Annotated in this window: 20 protein-coding genes and 1 tRNA gene; 4 read left to right on the forward strand and 17 right to left on the reverse strand. The window is 59.9% G+C overall.

Going from position 1 to position 19,867, the window contains the following annotated elements:
* Positions 1-12 precede the first annotated feature (12 nt).
* Positions 13-102, reverse strand: a tRNA-Ser gene (locus DTP52_RS16610).
* A 307-nt stretch (positions 103-409) separates the two neighbouring features.
* Here DTP52_RS16610 and DTP52_RS16615 point away from each other — a divergent pair.
* From DTP52_RS16615 to DTP52_RS16625, 3 genes are all read left to right on the forward strand, one after another.
* Entirely contained in the window at positions 410-1,099 is a 690-nt protein-coding gene (locus DTP52_RS16615; RefSeq protein WP_109754346.1) for a crotonase/enoyl-CoA hydratase family protein, read from the forward strand.
* Between the two features lie 271 nt (positions 1,100-1,370).
* A complete protein-coding gene (locus tag DTP52_RS16620) occupies positions 1,371-2,093 on the forward strand; it encodes a 1-acylglycerol-3-phosphate O-acyltransferase (protein WP_109754347.1) in 723 nt (240 codons plus the stop codon).
* 135 nt (positions 2,094-2,228) lie between these two features.
* Positions 2,229-3,200 (forward strand): magnesium and cobalt transport protein CorA, encoded by a 972-nt coding sequence (locus DTP52_RS16625; protein WP_092204682.1) that lies wholly within the window; start codon positions 2,229-2,231, stop codon positions 3,198-3,200.
* Between the two features lie 184 nt (positions 3,201-3,384).
* Here DTP52_RS16625 and DTP52_RS16630 read toward each other — a convergent pair whose 3' ends face one another.
* The 3 genes from DTP52_RS16630 to DTP52_RS16640 all read right to left on the reverse strand — a co-directional run bounded on the left by DTP52_RS16630 (position 3,385) and on the right by DTP52_RS16640 (position 7,585).
* Positions 3,385-4,119: an amidotransferase gene (locus tag DTP52_RS16630; protein ID WP_003204170.1), complete on the reverse strand. Its 735-nt coding sequence runs from the start codon at positions 4,117-4,119 to the stop codon at positions 3,385-3,387.
* An 89-nt stretch (positions 4,120-4,208) separates the two neighbouring features.
* Positions 4,209-6,353 carry a 3-hydroxyacyl-CoA dehydrogenase NAD-binding domain-containing protein gene (locus tag DTP52_RS16635; RefSeq protein ID WP_109754348.1) on the reverse strand — a complete coding sequence of 715 codons (2,145 nt, stop codon included), beginning with the start codon at positions 6,351-6,353 and terminating at the stop codon, positions 4,209-4,211.
* A gap of 26 nt (positions 6,354-6,379) precedes the next feature.
* Complete coding sequence (locus tag DTP52_RS16640; protein ID WP_109754349.1) at positions 6,380-7,585, reverse strand: acetyl-CoA C-acetyltransferase; 1,206 nt, start codon at positions 7,583-7,585, stop codon at positions 6,380-6,382.
* A 611-nt stretch (positions 7,586-8,196) separates the two neighbouring features.
* Here DTP52_RS16640 and DTP52_RS16645 point away from each other — a divergent pair.
* Complete coding sequence (locus DTP52_RS16645; RefSeq protein ID WP_109754350.1) at positions 8,197-9,009, forward strand: cytochrome c; 813 nt, start codon at positions 8,197-8,199, stop codon at positions 9,007-9,009.
* Positions 9,010-9,172: 163 nt separating this feature from the next.
* On the opposite strand, the gene DTP52_RS16650 is transcribed toward DTP52_RS16645, so the two are convergent.
* The 13 genes from DTP52_RS16650 to DTP52_RS16710 form a co-directional block, all read right to left on the reverse strand.
* Complete coding sequence (locus tag DTP52_RS16650) at positions 9,173-9,976, reverse strand: transglutaminase family protein (RefSeq protein ID WP_109754351.1); 804 nt, start codon at positions 9,974-9,976, stop codon at positions 9,173-9,175.
* The gene (locus DTP52_RS16655; RefSeq protein ID WP_109754352.1) at positions 9,973-10,923 is read right to left on the reverse strand and encodes an alpha-E domain-containing protein; all 951 of its coding nucleotides are present in this window, start codon (positions 10,921-10,923) and stop codon (positions 9,973-9,975) included. Before DTP52_RS16655 ends, DTP52_RS16650 begins: the two co-directional genes overlap by 4 nt.
* Positions 10,924-10,932: 9 nt before the next feature.
* Positions 10,933-12,342, reverse strand: a complete 1,410-nt coding sequence (locus DTP52_RS16660) for a circularly permuted type 2 ATP-grasp protein (protein ID WP_109754353.1) — start codon at positions 12,340-12,342, stop codon at positions 10,933-10,935.
* Between the two features lie 332 nt (positions 12,343-12,674).
* Positions 12,675-13,016, reverse strand: a complete 342-nt coding sequence (locus DTP52_RS16665; RefSeq protein WP_003179463.1) for a ribonuclease E inhibitor RraB — start codon at positions 13,014-13,016, stop codon at positions 12,675-12,677.
* A 201-nt stretch (positions 13,017-13,217) separates the two neighbouring features.
* The gene (locus DTP52_RS16670; RefSeq protein ID WP_109754354.1) at positions 13,218-13,454 is read right to left on the reverse strand and encodes a hypothetical protein; all 237 of its coding nucleotides are present in this window, start codon (positions 13,452-13,454) and stop codon (positions 13,218-13,220) included.
* Positions 13,455-13,594: 140 nt separating this feature from the next.
* Positions 13,595-14,203: an START domain-containing protein gene (locus DTP52_RS16675; protein WP_109754355.1), complete on the reverse strand. Its 609-nt coding sequence runs from the start codon at positions 14,201-14,203 to the stop codon at positions 13,595-13,597.
* A 53-nt stretch (positions 14,204-14,256) separates the two neighbouring features.
* On the reverse strand, positions 14,257-14,511 hold the full coding sequence (locus DTP52_RS16680; protein ID WP_109754356.1) for a YkgJ family cysteine cluster protein: 255 nt from the start codon (positions 14,509-14,511) through the stop codon (positions 14,257-14,259).
* Between the two features lie 146 nt (positions 14,512-14,657).
* On the reverse strand, positions 14,658-15,134 hold the full coding sequence (locus DTP52_RS16685; protein ID WP_109754357.1) for a translation initiation factor 2: 477 nt from the start codon (positions 15,132-15,134) through the stop codon (positions 14,658-14,660).
* A gap of 85 nt (positions 15,135-15,219) precedes the next feature.
* Entirely contained in the window at positions 15,220-16,662 is a 1,443-nt protein-coding gene (locus tag DTP52_RS16690) for a PLP-dependent aminotransferase family protein (protein ID WP_109754358.1), read from the reverse strand.
* Positions 16,663-16,860: 198 nt separating this feature from the next.
* Complete coding sequence (locus DTP52_RS16695; RefSeq protein WP_109754359.1) at positions 16,861-17,670, reverse strand: OmpA family protein; 810 nt, start codon at positions 17,668-17,670, stop codon at positions 16,861-16,863.
* A complete protein-coding gene (locus DTP52_RS16700; protein WP_003204190.1) occupies positions 17,667-18,026 on the reverse strand; it encodes a DUF4398 domain-containing protein in 360 nt (119 codons plus the stop codon). The genes DTP52_RS16695 and DTP52_RS16700 overlap by 4 nt, the downstream gene beginning before the upstream one ends.
* A 9-nt stretch (positions 18,027-18,035) precedes the next feature.
* Entirely contained in the window at positions 18,036-18,860 is an 825-nt protein-coding gene (locus DTP52_RS16705) for an ABC transporter substrate-binding protein (RefSeq protein WP_109754360.1), read from the reverse strand.
* 75 nt (positions 18,861-18,935) lie between these two features.
* The gene (locus DTP52_RS16710; RefSeq protein ID WP_109754361.1) at positions 18,936-19,865 is read right to left on the reverse strand and encodes an electron transfer flavoprotein subunit alpha/FixB family protein; all 930 of its coding nucleotides are present in this window, start codon (positions 19,863-19,865) and stop codon (positions 18,936-18,938) included.
* Positions 19,866-19,867 lie beyond the last annotated feature (2 nt).

A 19,867-nucleotide genomic window follows, 5' to 3' on the forward strand; every position in this document is an offset into this window, starting at 1 on the left:
GTTTGCAGAATGTGGCGGTGAAGGAGAGATTCGAACTCTCGATACAGTTTCCTGTATACACACTTTCCAGGCGTGCTCCTTAAGCCACTCGGACACTTCACCGTATCTCGGCAAACTGTTCAGTCTGTCGAGGCGCGCTAATGTAGTCGAAAGCTTTTCCGATGGCAAAGGTTTTTTTCAGAATTTTCATGTGGTTAAGGTGGTCGGGCATTTCAAACGCCTCGGAGCATGGCAAATCGGCCAATCTCTGGGTTTGTGTCTGCACTGCACTATAGATAAAGGCATGGCCGGTTGGGCGGGCCAGGTTGTTTGTGGGGCCTTGGGCTGACCGGTGAGTCAGTCACGGCGCTTTACCTGGCCTGCGACGGTGGGTAACGTCGGCGTCACTTCTCTTACAAGGAATAGCGTCATGAGCGACTTGATTGCCTACCATCTCGAAGACGGTATCGCGACCCTGACCTTGAACAACGGCAAGGTCAATGCCATCTCGCCGGATGTGATTGCCGCGTTCAACGCTGCGCTGGACCAGGCGACGGCGGATCGGGCGGTGGTGATCATTACCGGGCAGCCGGGGATTTTGTCCGGTGGTTATGATCTGAAAGTGATGACCGCCGGTCCCAAGGAAGCGGTGAGCCTGGTCACGGCTGGCTCGACGCTGGCCCGTCGCCTGTTATCGCACCCCTTCCCTGTCGTTGTCGCGTGCCCCGGGCATGCGGTGGCCAAGGGTGCGTTCCTGCTGCTGTCGGCGGACTACCGCATCGGTGTGGAAGGACCGTTCAGCATCGGCCTGAACGAAGTGCAGATCGGCATGACCATGCACCACGCCGGTATCGAGCTGGCCCGTGATCGCCTGCGCAAGTCGGCGTTTCATCGCTCGGTGATCAATGCCGAGATGTTCAACCCGCAGAGCGCGGTGGATGCCGGTTTCCTCGACAAAGTGGTGTCGGCCGAAGAACTGCAGGGCGCAGCCCTGGAAGCGGCGCGTCAGTTGAAGAAAATCAACATGACCGCCCACAAGAACACCAAGCTGAAGGTTCGCAAGGCCCTGCTGGAAACGCTGGACAGCGCGATTTTGCTGGATCAGGAGCATATGGGCTGACGCTCCCTGGTCACTCAAGGCTTACACGGATCACCGTGGCGAGGGAGCTTGCTCCCTCGCCACGGGGTAGTGACCTTCCTTAAACCCTCAGCACTGGGCATTTTTCCTACACGCCCCGTTTAGAAGTCCGCAACCGCTCTAGGCCGCTTCTGTCGCGCCATGTGGAAACATGCGCTTAAACATCGTCCATTTCCTACCTCTATAGGGGCAATTGCCGAAAACAGTGCACATCCGTACACTGCGCCACCTTTTGTCCCGATGGGGCCTGTAGATGCTGTTTGTATTGCGTATGTCGTTGATGGGCCTGCATTTTGTCCTGGCTGGCGTGCTCGGGGTGATTCTGGGCCTGTGCCGGCCGTTCAATCCGGACAACAGCCGTTTATGCGCAAGGTTGTACGCATTGCCGGCGATGTGCATTTTGCGTTTGCGGGTCCGGGCGCAGGTCGACACGCTGGTGGACAAGCCCAACGGCTGCGTCATCATCGCCAACCACCAATCCAACTATGACCTGTTCATGTTCGGCAACGTGGTGCCGCGCCGGACCGTGTGCATCGGCAAGAAGAGCCTGAAATGGGTGCCACTGTTCGGGCAATTGTTCTGGCTGGCGGGCAACGTCTTGATCGACCGCGGCAACGCGATCAAGGCGCGAAAGTCGATGCTGACCACCACCCATACCTTGCAGCATGAGGACACCTCGATCTGGGTTTTCCCGGAAGGCACGCGCAATCTGGGCGAGGACCTGCTGCCGTTCAAGAAAGGCGCATTCCAGATGGCAATAGCCGCCGGGGTACCGATTATTCCGGTGTGCGTCAGCAGCTACATCAAGCATATGCGCCTCAATCGCTGGCGCAGCGGTGACATCCTCATACGCTCATTGCCGGCAATTCCTACAGCCGGGTTGAGCATGGATGACATGCCCCGGCTCATCGCCCAATGCCGTGAGCAGATGCGCGAGTGCATCGCGACAATGGACCGGCAGTTGCAAGCCGCCTGAATGGAAAACCCGCCTCTCGGCGGGTTTTCTTTTACCGCCGAACTCCGCGGATTTTGCTGACTCTCAAACTACAGGGCGCGTTAAGCTGGACGCTCCCTGTCACTGCCATTTTCCAATAAGAAGTGAACCACCATTATGGGTAGAGTCGTTGCTGCTGCGGTCTACAGCGCCGGAAAGAAAGTCACCAATATCACCCTCGACGAAGGCAGTGCCTGGGCTGCCAAACCTGGTCATTTTGTGTGGATCGGTCTCGAAGAACCCAGCGCCCTGGAGCTGACCAACCTGCAGCGTCAATTCAACCTGCATGAATTGGCGATCGAAGACGCCATGGAAAAACACAGCCGGCCCAAGCTGGAGACCTTTGGCGATGCGCTGTTTATTGTCACGTATTCGCCGATACGCAAGGACGGCAAGCTGCAGTTCATCGAAACCCATATCTTTGCTGGCAAGGGTTACATCATCACGGCTCGCAACGGGCACTCAGCGTCCTACGCCCACGTCCGGCAACGCTGTGAGGCACGTCCTCTCTTGCTGAAACACGGGGAAGATTTCGTCCTCTACGCCATCCTCGATTTCGTGATTGAAAACTACCAGCCCATGGGAGAAGCCATTCACGCCGAGATCGATGAGCTGGAGCGCAACGTCATGTGCAGCTCCCTGAACGAGCGGGATATCCAGAACCTGCACAGCTTGCGCCGCGACGTGTTGCGCCTGCGTCGCTACGCGGCGCCGATGGTGGAGATCAGTGAAGAGTTGCAGAGGTTGGACTTCCCCTTCATCGACAAGAACATGAGCCCGTATTTCCGCGATGTGCAGATTCATGTCACGCGGCAAATGGAAGACCTGGCGACCCTGGCCGACATCGCCAGCCAGACCATCGAAGTCGGCGTGCTGCTCGAAGCGTCGCGCCAGAGCGTAGTGCAGCGCAAGTTCGCGGCTTGGGCGGCGATCCTGGCGTTTCCCACGGCCGTGGCCGGGATCTATGGGATGAACTTCCAGGACATGCCGGAGTTGAGTTGGCAATACGGCTATTTTGCCGTGCTGGGGGTCATTGCGGTGGGATGCTCCTCGTTGTGGTGGAGCTTCAAGCGATCGGGGTGGTTGTAGGCAAACAATGGGATTTGTGTGGGATTCATCGCGAGCAGGCTCGCTCCCACAAAAGGTAACTCCCAATCCGAAACAACTGTGGGAGCGAGCTTGCTCGCGATGACGATGGCACATCCAACAGAATCGCCAACTGATCCACCGCTATCGCGAGCAGGCTCGCTCCCACATTAGATAGTGGTGATCTTCAGCCTTGGGTGGCTTCGGCCTGTGGCTTGTGAGCAACGAAACGCATCATCCACTCCGCCACCGTGGTGCCATGGTGCTCATGGGCGAGGCTCGCCACGCCCTGGCTGTAGATCTGCTCGCCGAGGTGTTGCTGGCGAATCTCCAGCAAGGCCCGGGAGTAATCGTGGATGAATTCCGGATGGCCCTGGAAGCACAGCACCTGGTCGTTGATGTGGTAGGCGGCGAACGGGCAGAAATCGCTGGAGGCGATGACGGTCGCGCTTTCGGGCAGTTCGGTGACCTGGTCCTGATGGCTGATCAGCAAGGTCAGTTCTTCCATCACCGGGCTCATCCAAGGCGCCTTGGCGGCGAGTTTGTAGCGATGGGTGCCGACACCCCAGCCTTGGGTGGCGCGTTCAGTCTTGCCGCCCAGCAACAACGCCAACAATTGATGACCAAAGCACACGCCCAGCAATTTATCGCCGCGCTGGTAGCGCTCCAGCAAGTAGGTCTTGAGGGTTTGAATCCACGGGTCGGTGCCGAAGGAGTCCGCCTTGCTGCCGGTCACCAGATAAGCGTCGAACTGCTCGTCATCGCTGGGGTAATGCCCCTCCATCACGTTGTATACGACGAATTCGGCCGCAATGGGCTGCTGTGAAAACAGACGCTGGAACATCTGCCCGTAACCCTGATATTGGTCGACCAGTTCCGGACGCAGGATATCGGTTTCCAGAATGCAGATGCGTAGCGACATAAAAAATACCTGACACGATGATGGGAATATTGCACACCCCAGAGCCTGCCCTGAAACACGGTTCCAAGGCAAGCCCCTCCCCGGGTCTGTCAGAAAAGTTCATGCCTGGCGGCTTTCTCCAACAACAGGGTCGGCGGTGAGAAGCGCTCGCCGTATTGCTCAGCCAGATACTGGGCGCGGCCGACAAAGTCCTGCAAGCCGTATTGATTGATGAATTGCAGCGCACCGCCGGTCCAGGCCGCGAAGCCGATGCCGAAGATCGAGCCGACGTTGGCATCGGCCGTCGACGTCAGTACGCCCTCCTCCATGCAGCGCACGGTTTCCAGGGCCTGGATGAACAGCAGACGGTCACGGATATCCTGGGGGGAAATCTGCCCACCGGCTTTCTCGAAGCGGCTCTTGAGCAGCGGCCACAAGTACTTTTGCCCATTGGCCGGATAATCATAGAAACCGGCGCCAGCGGCCTTGCCGGGGCGTTTGTATTCGTTGAGCAGCAAATCAATTACGGCGAACGCCGGATGCTCCATCGGCCTTTTCCCTTCTGCACGCAGGTCCTTGGCGGTTTGCGCGCGGATATGGCTCATCAGGCTGAGGGAAACTTCGTCAGAGATCGCCAGAGGCCCGACTGGCATCCCGGCCTTGCGCGCTTCGGTCTCGATCATCGGCGCACTCACGCCCTCGCCGAGCATGGCGATGCCCTCGTTGGTAAAGGTGCCGAATACCCGGGACGTAAAGAAGCCACGACTGTCGTTGACCACAATCGGCGTCTTGTTGATCTGCAGGACAAAATCAAAACCCCGGGCCAGGGTCTCGTCACTGGTGCGCATGCCCTTGATGATCTCCACCAAGGGCATTTTTTCCACCGGGCTGAAAAAGTGCAGACCAATGAACTTCGTCGGGTCCGGCACGGCCATGGCCAGGCCGGTGATCGGCAAGGTCGAGGTGTTGGAGGCGATCACCGCATCATGTCCCACCACTGCCTGGGCGGCGGCCGACACGCTGGCTTTCAGGGCGCGATCTTCAAACACCGCTTCAATGATCAGGTCGCAACCGGCCAGGTCCGCGTCGCTGTCGGTGGTGCGAATCCGCGCCAACGTAGCTTCGCGCTGCTCGGCGGTGAGTTGGCCACGGGCGACTTTTTTATCCAGCAACGCCGCCGAACGGGCCTTGCCCTTCTCGGCGGCTGCCAGGTCGACATCCTTGAGTACCACGGCAACGCCGGCCACAGCACTGACATAGGCAATACCCGCCCCCATCATGCCCGCGCCGAGCACGCCGACTTTTTTCGTCAGATAAGGCGCAAAACCCTGTGGGCGAGAGCCGCCGGCCTTAATCTCGTTGAGCTGGAACCAGAAGGTACCGATCAGGTTCTTCGCCACCTGGCCGGTGGCCAGTTCGGTGAAGTAGCGGGTTTCGATCAGGTGGGCGGTGTCGAAATCAACCTGGGCGCCCTCCACCGCTGCGCAGAGAATTTTCTCCGGAGCCGGCAAACAGCCCTGGGTCTTGTTACGCAGGATCGAGGGGGCGATCGCCAACATTTGCCCGATTTTCGGGTCGGACGGCGTGCCGCCCGGCAGTCGATAGCCCTTTGCATCCCAGGGTTGCACGACGCTGGGGTTGGCAAGAATCCAGGCCCGGGACTTGGCCAGCAGTTCATCCCGATCCCGGGCCAGCTCATCGATCAAACCGGTCTGCAGCGCTTGTTGCGCATTGATCTTCTTACCCTCGAGCAGATACGGCAAGGCCTTTTCCAAACCGAGCAGGCGCACCATCCGCACCACCCCGCCACCGCCCGGCAACAAGCCAAGAGTGACCTCCGGCAGACCGAGCTGCACCGATGGCAAGTCCAACGCCACACGATGATGGCAGGCCAGGCAGATTTCCCAACCACCGCCGAGGGCAGCGCCATTGATGGCCGCCACTACGGGCTTGCCCAAGGTTTCCAAGGCACGCAATTGCGCCTTGAGCAGCAGGACCCTGTCGTAGAAAGCCTTGGCCTCGGACTTGCCGACCTTGACCAGTTCGTTGAGGTCACCGCCCGCGAAGAAGGTGTGCTTGGCCGAGGTGATGATCACACCGGCAATCGAGTCCTTTTCTGCCTGCAAACGGGCGACGCAGGCGGCCATGGCCTCACAGTACACCGCGTTCATGGTGTTGGCGCTCTGGCCCGGCATGTCCAGGGTCAGGACGACGATCCGGTCCTGGCCGATTTCGTAACGGATGGCATCGGTCATGAATAAGTGTTCCTTGAAGTCGGGGCTCAGAGGCGTTCGATGACGGTGGCGATGCCCATGCCGCCGCCGACACAGAGGGTCGCCAGGCCATAGCGCAGGCGACGCGTCTCCAACTCGTCGAGCAACGTGCCGAGGATCGCGCAACCCGTGGCGCCCAAGGGATGTCCCAGGGCGATGGAGCCACCGTTGACGTTGACCTTGGCGGGGTCGATGGCCATGTCCTTGATGAACTTGAGTACCACCGAGGCGAAGGCTTCGTTGACTTCGAACAGGTCGATGTCCTCGACCCGCAGCCCGGCCTTGGCCAGAGCCTTGCGGGTGGCCGGCGCCGGGCCGGTGAGCATGATGGTCGGGTCGGTGCTGGTGACGGCCGTGGCGACGATCCGTGCCCGGGGTTGCAGGCCCATGGCGCGCCCCTTGGCCTCGGAACCGATCAGCATCAACGCCGCACCGTCGACGATGCCGGAACTGTTGCCTGGCGTGTGCACATGATTGATCCGTTCGACATGGCTGTAGACGCGCAGCGCCGTACCATCGAAGCCCATCTGGCCCATGGCTTCGAAACTCGGCTTGAGCTTGCCCAAACCTTCGAGGGTGGAGTCGGCGCGGATGAATTCGTCGTGGTCCAGCAGCACGATGCCATTCTGGTCCCGTACGGCGACCAGGGATTTAGCGAACGAGCCGTCGGCCCGGGCGCGCGCCGCTTTTTGCTGGGAGTGCAGCGCGTAGCGGTCGACATCCTCGCGGCTGAAGCCTTCCAGGGTGGCGATCAGGTCGGCGCCGATGCCCTGGGGAATGAAGTGACCGTGCAGGTTGGACTGCGGGTCCAACGCCCATGCGCCGCCATCGCTGCCCATGGGCACCCGGGACATGGATTCGACACCGCCCGCCACCACCAGGTCTTCGAACCCGGAACGCACCTTCATGGCCGCCAGGTTCACCGCCTCCAGGCCTGAGGCGCAAAACCGATTGAGTTGCACCCCCGCCACGCTGACATCCCAATTGGCCACCAATGCAGCGGTCTTGGCGATATCAGCCCCCTGCTCGCCCACTGGCGTCACGCAACCGAGCACGATGTCATCGACCTGGCTGGTATCCAGATCCATGCGCTGCTGCAAGGCGCTGAGCAAGCCCCCCATCAGGTTCACCGGCTTGACACTGTGCAAGGCGCCATCGGCCTTGCCCTTGCCACGGGGCGTGCGTAATGCGTCGAAAATCAAAGCTTGGGTCATGACATCCTCGAAAACCACGGGCGTAATGCGATGAGCTCAACCATAAGCCCAGCGGCGCCGGATTCAATGACCACAGTGCTCAATGGCGTTGACGGCCACGCTCAGACGAACGGTAGCGAGCTATCGGGTTAACCGATTCAGGAAAGCAAGCTGTCTAGCAAAAGGGCCGGCAGGAAGGTGGCAATAGGCCTCATAGCTTTTTTAGAGCTATGCGCACCAAGCTGATACGAATTGGATCTAAGCCAAGGCCGCTGCGGCCCCTAATGTAATCCTTGTACAAGAAAGTCGTCGGGTTTTGCCGAGGCGCTTGTCGGACAGGAAGTGCAACGCCAGTCGCCACGGATATGCAGGCTGGCTTTTAGGAAATAACAATAAAGGCGGGTCAGCCATGTTCAAACATTCGAAAGTTCGCCAAGCCGGACTCATTCTCTTCGCCACGACGCTGCTGTTGATTTTGCCGAATATCACCAAGGTGATTGGCTGAATCCTGAGCGTAGGCATCTGCATTATTCCACTGGCTGTATCGCCAAAAAATGTGACGGGTTCGCTGTTCGAGCTGCGATGGCTGTGCCAACCTTTGCGGCACCCCCTCGACATGGAAGGCGATCGACTTGAAAGCTCTCATTGTGTTCGGGGCGTTGCTACTCAGCACGCCCCTTTACGCCGCGCAACTGGTGCTGGAGTTGGGCGCAAGCTCGCGCACCTGGCAAACCGAAGAACTGCTCAAGCACCCGGACGTTCAAACGGTCCAGATCACGGATGACGTTTCCTACAAGAAACCCATGAGTTATCGAGCCGTGCCGCTGACGACGTTATTGACGGGCGTTCAAGCGGACGATCATCTGCAAGCCGTTGCCCTGGATGGCTTCGCTGCCGAAATGCCCGCAGCACCGTTACTCAACAAGAGCGGGGCCCGGGCCTGGCTGGCGATCGAGGACCCGGCCAAGCCCTGGCCACCGTTGGGGGAAGGCAAGCACAGCGCCGGGCCTTTCTACCTGGTCTGGACCGATCCGCAGGCTGGCCATATCAGCCCGGAACAATGGCCCTACGCAGTGGCGACCATCAAACGCCTATCGGCCGTGGCCGACCGCTTTCCGGCCCTGCTGCCGGCGCCCAACCTGGCCAAGGACGACCCGATCAACAAAGGTTTCGAGCTGTTCCAGAAAAACTGCCTGGCGTGCCATCGACTCAACGGCGCGGGCGACGCACAGTTCGGTCCAGACTTGAATATCCCCTTCAATCCAACCGAATACTTCTCCGGGGATTTCCTCAAGCGCTACATTCGCGACCCGCAAGGCCTGCGCCACTGGCCCCAGGGCAAGATGCCCGGGTTCTCGGCAGCGGTGCTGCCGGATTCAGAGCTGGATTTGCTGGTGGGTTATTTGAAGCATATGGCGGGACGTAAGCAGCCATTAGCCCCGTAAGATTGCTTTTTTGTGGCGAGGGGATTTATCCCCGTTGGGCTGCGAAGCGGCCCCCAAACCAGGCAACTCGGTGTGCCAGCAAGATTGAGTTCACTGCTTTAGGGCTGCTACGCATCCCAGCGGGGATAAATCCCCTCGCCACAAAAGCTCGCTCACCAAGCAGTTATTGTTGTTGCACGGTGATCACTGGTGCCGGAGTCGCGACCAGCTTGGCGTGCATCTGCTCGTAACCGCCGCCGCGACGCATGCCACGCACCGGGCAGGCGTCCAGGTAGTCCAGGCCCACGGCCAGCTTCAGGTGTCGCTCCGGACGGGCCAGTTGGTTGGTCACGTCGAAACTGTACCAGGCGTCGTCAAGCCAGGCTTCTGCCCAGGCATGGCTTGCCAGGTGCTCGCTCTCTTCGCTGAACAGATACCCCGACACATACCGCGCCGGCACTCCCAGGCTACGAGCGCAGGCCAGGAATGCGTGGGTGTGATCCTGGCATACCCCGCTACGCCCGGCAAAAGCCTGGGCCGCGCTGGTTTCGACCGCCGTAGTGCCCGGGGTGTAGATCATGTGCTGGTTCAGCCCGTGCATCAGGTCGATCAGCGCCGTACGATCGCGACGCTGCTGGCAGAGCTGGGCGGCGAAGACGCGAAGGGCCTCGTCCGCTTCGGTCAGCCGGGTGAAGCGCAGGAACGGCAGCGCTGACTGGCTCTCGTGCTCGGCTTCGCGAGACGGGTCGATATCCACCTGTCCGCGAGCACCGATGATGACTGTTTCGTGGGGCTCGTCCAGGGTCAGTACGTGAAGGATGTTGCCAAACGGATCCAGCTGCGCCCGCACCGGCCGTGGTAAATCCAGTTGCCAGCTCAGCACATGCTGGCGTTCGCTGTCGTGGGGCGTCAGGCGCAGGTACTGGATGCTGGCGCGAACCTGATCTTCGTAGTGGTAGGCCGTTTCGTGGCTGATCGAGAGTCTCATATGACCTCCAGGTAGGAACTGTGGATGGCATTGCCCAGTTCACGGACCAGTGGGATGAATTCGGTAAGCCAGGCATGCAGGCCCCCGTCGAGGATTTCGTTGATGCCGGTGTAGCGCAGGCGGGCGTCCATTTCCGCCGCCAGTCGTTGTGCCTGCCGGCCATTGGTGCCCGGCAGGCTTGCGAGGATCTGGTCGATTTCTTCGGTACAGGCGCGCAGCGAACGCGGCACGTCGGCGCGCAACAGCAGCAACTCAGCCACATGGCGAGCGCCCGGGGCCTCACGGTAGATCTCGGTATAAGCCTCGAAGGACGACAAGGCCCGCAACAAGGCGCTCCATTGGTAATACGCGTGGGCCGTGCCATCACTGACCGCGTCGGCCTGGTCACCGGCCATTTCGTAACGGGCATCGAGCAAGCGCAAGGTGTTGTCGGCCCTTTCGATGAAAGTCCCCAGGCGAATGAACCTGAATGCATCGTTGCGCATGATGGTGCCGTAGGTTGCGCCACGAAACAGGTGGGAGCGCTCCTTGATCCACTCGCAGAAACGGCTCATGCCGTAGCGATTCAAGCCTTGCTCGGCGATACCACGAATTTCCAGCCAGGTGGCGTTGATGTTTTCCCACATGTCGGCGGTAATTCGCCCACGTACCGCATGGGCGCTGGCTCGCGCGGAGCCGAGGCAACTGTAGATGCTGGCCGGGTTGGCCGCATCCAGGGCAAAGAAATGCAGCAGGCGCTCGGCGTGCAGATCGCCGTGTCGCTCCCGGTAGTCATCCAGCGTGCCGGTGATCAGCAATGGCATGGCCAACTCGTGCAGGCCATCCCCACGCCCGTCCTGGGGCATCAGCGACAACGAATAGCTGACATCGAGCATCCGCGCGAGGTTTTCCGCACGCTCCAGGTAGCGCGACATCCAGTACAGGTCCGAGGCGGTTCTACTTAGCATGGCAGCTCCTCAATCCTCGACCACCCAGGTGTCCTTGGTACCCCCGCCCTGGGATGAGTTCACCACCAGGGAGCCTTCGCGCAACGCCACTCGTGTCAGCCCGCCAGGGACCACGCGGGTCTCGCGGCCGGCCAGCACAAACGGACGCAAGTCGATGTGACGCGGGGCGATGCCGTTTTCGACAAAGGTCGGGCACGTCGAAAGCGACAGCGTCGGCTGGGCGATGTAGGCGTGCGGCTTGGCCTTGATTCGCTCGCCAAAGGCTTCGATTTGCGCCGCCGTCGAGGCCGGTCCCACCAGCATTCCGTAACCGCCGGAGCCCTGGGTTTCCTTGACCACCAGATCGGGAAGATTCGCCAGCACGTGGGAAAGCTCGGCAGGATTACGACATTGCCATGTAGGAACGTTCTTCAGGATCGGCTCCTCGTCCAGGTAAAAGCGGATCATGTCGGTGACGAACGGGTACACCGACTTGTCGTCCGCCACACCCGTGCCAATGGCATTGGCCAGCACTACGTTGCCGGAACGGTAGGAGGACAACAGGCCCGGTACGCCGAGCATCGAATCCGGGTTGAAGGCCAGTGGATCAAGGAAGGCGTCGTCGAGGCGACGGTAGATCACATCCACCGCTTTCGGGCCGTCGGTGGTGCGCATGAACACTTTGTCGTCCCGTACGAACAGATCGGCGCCTTCTACCAGTTCCACGCCCATCTCCCGGGCCAGGAAGGCGTGCTCGAAGAACGCACTGTTGAAACGTCCCGGGGTGAGCACCACGACGCTGGGATCATCCAGCGGGCTGGAGCTTTTCAGGGTGTCGAGCAGCAGGTTCGGATAATGGTCGATGGGGGCGATGCGCTGGGCGGCGAACAGCTCGGGGAACAGGCGCATCATCATCTTGCGGTCTTCGAGCATGTAGCTGACGCCGCTGGGCGTACGAAGATTGTCTTCGAGTACGTAGTACGTGCCGTCACCGTCGCGCACCAGATCGACACCACAAATGTGGGCATAGATGTCACGGTGCAGATCAAGCCCTTGCATCGCCAGTTGGTACTGCTCGTTGGCCAGTACCTGTTCGGCGGGAATGATCCCGGCCCGGATGATCCGTTGTTCGTGGTAGAGATCGGCAAGGAACATGTTCAGCGCCTTGACCCGCTGGATACAGCCACGTTCGACCACCCGCCATTCGCTGGCCGGGATGCTGCGCGGGATCGTGTCGAAAGGGATCAGGCGCTCAGTTCCCTGCTCGTCTCCATAGAGCGTGAAAGTAATGCCGGCACGATGAAACAGCAGGTCGGCTTCACGTCTGCGTTGTGCCAGCAGCTCGTCAGGCGTTTCAGCCAGCCAGCGGGCAAAAGCCCGGTAATGCGGGCGGACCTGGCCGTCAGCATCGTACATTTCATCAAAACCACTGCGGATCATGCCGTACTCCTTGTCACCCTGGCAGCAAGGCTTCGCAAGCCCCGTGCCATCGGCATAAACGCTTTACAATCAACGGGTTGGATTCTCCACTGACAGGCTGTGCACTTTTGTAGTGCAGCAAATACCCTCCACCCCGCTGCCCCCGCTTCATTGCGACGCAGGGGGGGTCGCTCCCCTGAGCATAGTCACGGAAAAACGAAGCGGCTTGATCTGGATACAGTTAGGTACAAAACCCGGAGACGTGATAGTGGTGGGTCGGATATAAATCCGTTTCACATGAAAACGGCCGACACAAAGGTCAGCCGTTGCTGTAGTTGCAGTGAGTGTATTTGTCAGGCCTGCAGGCGCCGGATCTCTTGCTTGACACCCCAGCCCTCGATAACGCCGCCCAAGGGTTCGACGACTGCCTCGAAGTCTTGCTCGAAGTCGCCAATGTCATCGTAAGTGGCGTACATCACCCGGCTCAGTTCCAATGACCAAGCCCCGTCGTCCCGTGCACTGATCTGCGCGTTCAGCGATTCTCCCCGAAAATGACCTGCCGCCCTGCGCGCCCGCTCCTCGTCCGGGAAAATGGCGTAGAACTCGATGGGATGGAATCGGGAAAAATCGAAACCGCCTTCTTTCATGCGGCGCAATACGCTGGTGCTGATGTCTTCTTGATAGGCTGTGCTCATGAAACGTCCTCCTAAAACCGATGGATAGACTTTCCGTCTTCCCGTGCATGAAGCCCTCAGGCTGCAAGCGATACGGCATCAAATAGCCGTCGGGACACAAGCATGTAGCTGACAAGACCGGACCTTGGCGATCCTTTCGCTGATCTCAGTTGCAGAGTAGCCGCAAGTGATGGCCACTGCCAAGCGAGGCCAGGCAACGTTTCATGAAATCGGTGTAATGCTGAGGATTTCGATACTGTTTTGGGACTTGAGATTCTTGACTGTAGGGTCTTCGGTACGGTCCTCCAAGTCGTTGAGGTCCAGTCGCTCGAGCACTGGTAGCAACCTTTCGCGAATCAGTTGGGCGGCCTGCTCCATGGTGGGCTTCTGGTCATAGTCGAACTGCTCGACGGTTTTTTCACCGTGATCGTCAATGAAAGTAATTTCCCACTTTTGCATCAGTGTCTCCTTGATCAATTCAGGGCCTGGCTTACCTTTATCTCGACCTTGAGGGCCGGCCAATCGTTCCGCTGGGCCTCTGGACGGCACACATGAAAAGACCGCCTCTGGGGCGGTCTCTTTAGTGCAGCCTTGGCCGATCAGTTTTCGGCAAGTTTTTTCAGGGCTTCCAAGGTGTTGAATGGCGCGTCCACCACGAACTTGTTCGCCAGCCAGGACGGCACGTCACCACCCGGTTCGGTGTGGACCTGATAAACGACTTCGACCTGGCCCGCGCCCTTTGGCGTGAACTTCCAGAAACCATCGACCTGGGCCACCCGTACGAAGCCCTTTTCCTCAGGCAGGTACTTGGGCACGCCCTTGAGCTTGCGGGTCAGGCTGCCATCGGCACCATCCTCGGTGGTGACTTCCAGCACCGAGTCACGGGGCGTTACCGGCCATGGCGTGTTGAACTGGGTGTAGGTCCAGCTCTTGCTATCTTCGTGCTTGAGCAGCTTCTGGCTCTTGCATTCGTGAATCCAGGCGCAGGCGCCGGAGACGTCTTCCTGCAAGGCACGCAGCTTTGCAACGCTGGTCTTCATGACCGTCACACCACGGTAAGCCTTATATTTGGAGCCGGCCACCTCACTGAGGGAAACCTTGATACCGTCCTTCTCCTTGGCAACCTGCCAGTCCTCTGCCTGAGCCGTGGCCGTTGCCAGCAATACGGTCAACCCACACAACACAGCCATACGATGCAGCGAACCCATAGTTTTTTCCTTATTGTCCAAGTTCGTTCATTTCGGATCTGTTCATTGACTCATTACGCTGCCGTGACTTGTTCCCACCAACCGATCAGCCGGATGGCCTCTTCATTGCTGCTGCCGCAAACCTCGATGTCGGCTTCGAACGCCGAGCACACTGCCGGACGCTCTGGCTGGCCGAAGATCCGGCACAGGTTATCGACCGACAATTGCACGCAACGTTCTCCCGCCGGTTTGCCTTGGGGCATGCCAGGAATAGGTGAGCTGATGGAAGGGGCGATGCAACAGGCGCCACAGCCTTCACGGCATTTCATGACGACAACATCCTCACGGCAGGTAATAGTTGGTAACAGAACACAGAGTAACGACTAAAACACTCGTTTTAAATTCCGTCTGGGTATTTTTTGCGACCGCCGAGATGACCGGACAGTCAGCACCGAGCTGCGTGCCTGGCGAAGGTCTATTGCTTGAATTCGAAATCCAGTGCCGCGCCCTCCACCTCATTGCGCTCCTGGTTGCGCAGTGGCAACTGCATTTCATTGCTCAACAAACGGCCATTGAGCTGGAACGGTCCGGGTTTCTCGCCAAACATGGACGGCAGCAGTGGTTCACGCTTGGGCACCGTCACCTTACCTGGTGGCTGCAGCTCCTCGACCATGTCGTGGGGCAGGCTCAGGTCCAGCTTGGCTGGCGGCAATGGGGTCTTGGCGACCTCATGGGCAGATTTGCTCTTGGAGGCGATGGGCGCGCGCTTTTTCTTCGCGGGTGCCGCCTTCTTCGCGGAAGGCTTCTTGGCCACCGCGTTTTTTTTCGGTGCATCCTTCGTGGCACTGGCGACCGGTTTTTCCTGCGCCGGCGCTGCCGCGACGACGCCTCCCATTTGGAAGGCACTCAACAGCCCAATCAAAACCCAGGCAGCAGGGGCAATGGTTTTCATAGACACAACGGCACTGACGGCAGGGACCCCCATGCTCGCCTGATAATGAGGCGCTGACAAGCACATCGAGCTAAGTCGCTGACACCTAAAGAATTCCGTTGGCCGTCTCTTGGCACAATTGAGTGGCCAACAGCCCGAGAGTCATCAAGGCCCGCTCCGCCTCACGGTTCCAGGGTGTACCGCAGTTCAAGCGGATGCAGTGATTGAACTGTTCGGTGTTACTGAAAATCAGCCCTGGCGCGATACTGATGCCTTGTTGCAACGCCCGCACATGCAACTCCTGGGTATTGACCCGCCCCGGCAGGCTGACCCACAGGATAAAGCCTCCCGTGGGACGGCTCATCTGCGTACCTTCGGGGAAGTACTGTTGCACCGCCAGTTGAAAGGCACTGAGGTTCTTGCGGTACTCCTGGCGGATATAGCGCAAGTGCCGGTCATAGCCGCCGTTCTCCAGGTACGCGGCAATGCCCATCTGCGTAACGCTGCACGCCGAGTGAGTGCTGAAGGTCTGGAGCCGCTGGATTTCCTGCTGGAATTTCCCGCCGATCATCCAGCCGATGCGCACACCTGGCGACAACGTCTTGGAAAAACTCGAACAGTAGATGACCCGGTCCAGTCGGTCGTAGGCCTTGAGGGCCTTGGTGCGGCCCTGCTCGAACATCAACTCGCCATAGATATCGTCCTCGACGATCTGGATGTCGAAGTCCGACGCCAGGCGCAGCAGCTGCTTTTGCCGCTCCTCAGGCATGGTACCGCCCAGTGGATTGCTCAGGCGCGTGGTCAGCACCAGCGCCTTGATCGACCACTGGTTGGCGGCCAACTGCAAGGCCTCCAGGCTCATCCCGGTGACCGGATCGCTGGGGATCTCGATGACCTTGAGACCCAGCAGATCCGCCAGTTGCAGCAAGCCGTAATAGGTCGGCGACTCGGCGGCGATCAAGTCCCCTGGCCGCGTCAGCACCCGCAGGGACATCTGCAGCGCATCGACACAGCCGTGGGTGATCACCACCTCGGAAGGGTCCACCACCACGCCCGCATCGCGCATGCGAATCGCCACCTGACGTCGCAATGGCTCGAAACCTGGGCTGAACATGTAGCTGAACGCCCGCGGGCTGTGGAAACGCGTGACCTTGGCCAGTTGCTGATGCAAGGCCCGCACAGGCAGATAGTCGACGCTTGGCACCGCCGCACCCAGGGGAAACACGCCTTCGCGGCGTGACTCGACCAACACTTGCTGGATGATGCTGCTGCGCGTCACCAGCCCCGGACGCTCTACCCGGGCAATATCCGGCGTCGACGCCGTCAGGGCCGGCGTCTGGTGCACGTAGTAGCCCGACTGCGGCCGCGCGCGAATCAGCCCCTGGTCTTCAAGGTTCGCGTAGGCCTGCAGCACCGTGGCATGGCTGACGTTGAGCTGCGAGCTCATCTTGCGCACCGACGGCACGCGTTCGCCAGGCTGATACACACCGCGCCGGATGTCTTCAGCCAGCTGTTGAGCAATACGTTGATAGAGCAGAAGGTTGGTCATGACGCAGCACTCGATTTCACGGGCATTTTATTCTTGTCGGAAACGATACCGGAACAGTTTAGAAGTGTACTGGGACAGTTGCCAGATTACTCGACAGCACAGTGGAGTGACAGCTCTAACTGTACCCCTACAGACAATCTGCGAGCCCAAAAAAACCCGGCGCCGTTGAAGGGGCCGGGTTTTCCAGTGACGCAGCCCTCAGCGGGCGGCGCCGAGCTGGCCTTTTTCGTCGGAGAACACAATTTCAACGCGACGATTCTGTGCCCGGCCACGCTCGGAAGCGTTGACGTCCACCGGGTATTGATCACCGTAACCTTCGACCTGGATACGCTTTTCGTCTATCCCCAGGTCCACCAGCACATCCGCCACCGCCTGAGCGCGGTCGCGAGACAGCTTGAGGTTCTCCTGCTTACCGCCAGTGCTATCGGTGTATCCCTCGATACGCACCACACGCTTGGGATTGAGCTGCAAGAACTGCACGATCTTGAGCACGACCCGATTGGCCGAGTTCTTCAGTTCCGCTTCACCGGTATCGAACAGCACATCACCCAGGGTCATCACCAAGCCGCGATCGGTTTGTGTGGTCGCCATCGCCATGATCTGTTCTTCAAGCCATTTGCCCTGCTGCTGCACGCTCAGCAACTTGGATTCACGCAGGGCCAATTGCAGGCGCTGGCGCTCCAGTTCGAGCTTCGCCGTACGCTCTTCGTTGAGCACTTGGTCGCTGTGCTCCCGGGCGATCGCACTGTAGCGCTGGCTCAGGTAAGCGTAATGCTGCACATCCTCACCGCTGCCCCAGTAGGTGGACAAACGATCGGCACGGGCCAGGGATTCGCCAGCGCGGATCACGTCCCGGGGCGCGGCGCGCAATACGTTGGCGTCTTCCTTGACCTTCTGGAAGTCGGTGCTGGCCTGTTCGAGCGCCGCTTCGCTACGCTGGCCGGCGCAGCCATACAAGCTGGCAAGGCCTGCGAGGACCAGGCCGCCCAATACGTGGGAGTGCTTCATTGGGCATCCTCCCGCAACTGTTTGCGTAAGCGCTTGATGCGGGTGTCGAGCACGTTCAGTTGCTCCTGGCTCTTGAGGGTCAGCACCTTCGCTTCGGCCAGACGGGCGTCCAGTTCGGCCTGTTCGGCCCGCATGCGCGCCTTCTTGTAGGATTCGTCGGCCATGTTGGATTTGGCGCGGGCGAACTTTTCTTCAGCCAGTTTCAGTTCCGGCACTTCGTCGGCAGTGGCGCCAACGGCCCGGGCTTGCTCCAGTGCCTGTTCGGTCAGGCGGATCTGTTCATTCGGCGCCGGATCGGCTGCGCAGCCCGCCAGAGCCAGAACGGCCAGGGCAGCGAAAAGAGGTCGAATAGTCACTAATGTTCCCTACTGTTTTGGGGCACTGACAGGTGGCTGCAACTGTGTTCTCCAACGCTCGAGATTGCGCTGCAACACAGCCTCCGTCAGGCCGGACGCGGCCAATTCTGTCATCTTTTGCGCCAGCTGTCCGCGTAACCATGGGTCATTGCAGGCGGAGTTATGGGAAATCGCCAGGAACAGCCCGGGTTTGTCCACCGGTTGCGGTGCGGCTTGCAGGTCGTTGGCCATCCCCAGTGTCTGCGCCATTGCCAGGCCCGAATAGCGCCCCGCCAAGACGTATTCCACCTCTCCCAGCAGAAGTTTCTGAAAGGCCTGGGTCAGGTTGGGCGTACGCACCAGGGATAATTTCTGTTCGGCAAAAACGCCGAATCCCTGGGTCATACGCGCCTTTTCCGACAAGGCGCCGGGATGACCATGAAGATCCTCCGGCTGGTTGATGACCAGCGTCGAGTCCTTGCGGGTCCAAACCAGATAATCGTTTTCGAGCAAGGGCGGGTGAACGTAGTCCAGCACTTCAAGCCCGGTAACGGTCAGCGGAGCGTCGGTGAGCAGGTCCATGCGTCCACTGCGCACTTCGTCCAATGCCTGGGCACGCTTGCCGGCATACAGCAGTTCGATCTTGATCCCCAACTCTTGCGCCACGTGCGCCAACAGGTCGGCACCGGCGCCAATCAAGTGCTTGGGGTCCTGGGGGTCTTGCCACAGATAGGGCGGCGCATCCGGGCTGCCGGTGGCGATCAGTCGCTCACATTTGCCCGCGGCAACAGACAGGCCTGGCACCAGTGCCAACGTCCACAGCAACGACCAGCCGGCCAAACGGCGCAGATCCATGGCGATACGCTCCTCTGATGCAGAAATAAAAAGCCCGGCCAAAGGGCCGGGCTCTTTATAAGTGAAGACGCCGGATTAGACCAGCTTCTCCAGCTCTGGGATGGCTTCGAACAAGTCCGCTACCAGGCCATAATCGGCCACCTGGAAGATCGGCGCTTCTTCGTCCTTGTTGATCGCAACGATCACCTTGGAGTCTTTCATGCCGGCCAGGTGCTGGATCGCGCCGGAGATACCGACGGCGATGTACAGCTGGGGTGCAACGATCTTGCCGGTCTGGCCGACCTGCATGTCGTTGGGTACGAAACCAGCGTCGACCGCCGCGCGGGAAGCACCGACGGCAGCGCCCAGCTTGTCGGCCAGGGCATACAGGTGCTTGAAGTTGTCACCGTTCTGCATGCCACGGCCGCCGGAAACGACGATCTTGGCAGCGGTCAGTTCAGGACGATCGGACTTGGCCAGTTCTTCGTTGACGAAGCTGGAGATGCCGGCGTCGTGGGCGGCGCCTACGGCTTCAACGGCAGCCGAGCCACCTTCGGCGGCAACCGGGTCGAAACCGGTGGCACGCACGGTGATGACCTTGACCGCAGCGTTCGATTGCACGGTGGCAATGGCGTTACCGGCGTAGATCGGACGCTTGAAGGTGTCGGCGCTTTCTACCGAGATGATTTCGGAGATCTGGTCGACGTCCAGTGCAGCGGCAACGCGCGGCAGGATGTTCTTGCCGTTGGAAGTGGCGGCCGCCAGGATGTGGCTGTAGCCCTTGCCCAGCTCTGCAACCAGCGGAGCAACGTTTTCCGGCAGTTGGTGCGCGTAGGCAGCGTTGTCGGCCGCCAGCACTTTGGCCACGCCAGCGATTTTCGCAGCGGCTTCGGCAACGGCGCCAGCGCCCTGCCCGGCTACCAGGACGTGGACATCGCCACCGATTTTGGCAGCGGCAGCAACGGTGTTCAGCGTGGCCGGAGCCAGCACCTTGTTATCGTGTTCGGCGATTACCAAGATAGTCATAG

The organism is Pseudomonas sp. 43mfcvi1.1, assembly GCF_900115935.1.
In the GTDB taxonomy this organism is placed as follows: domain Bacteria; phylum Pseudomonadota; class Gammaproteobacteria; order Pseudomonadales; family Pseudomonadaceae; genus Aquipseudomonas; species Aquipseudomonas bijieensis.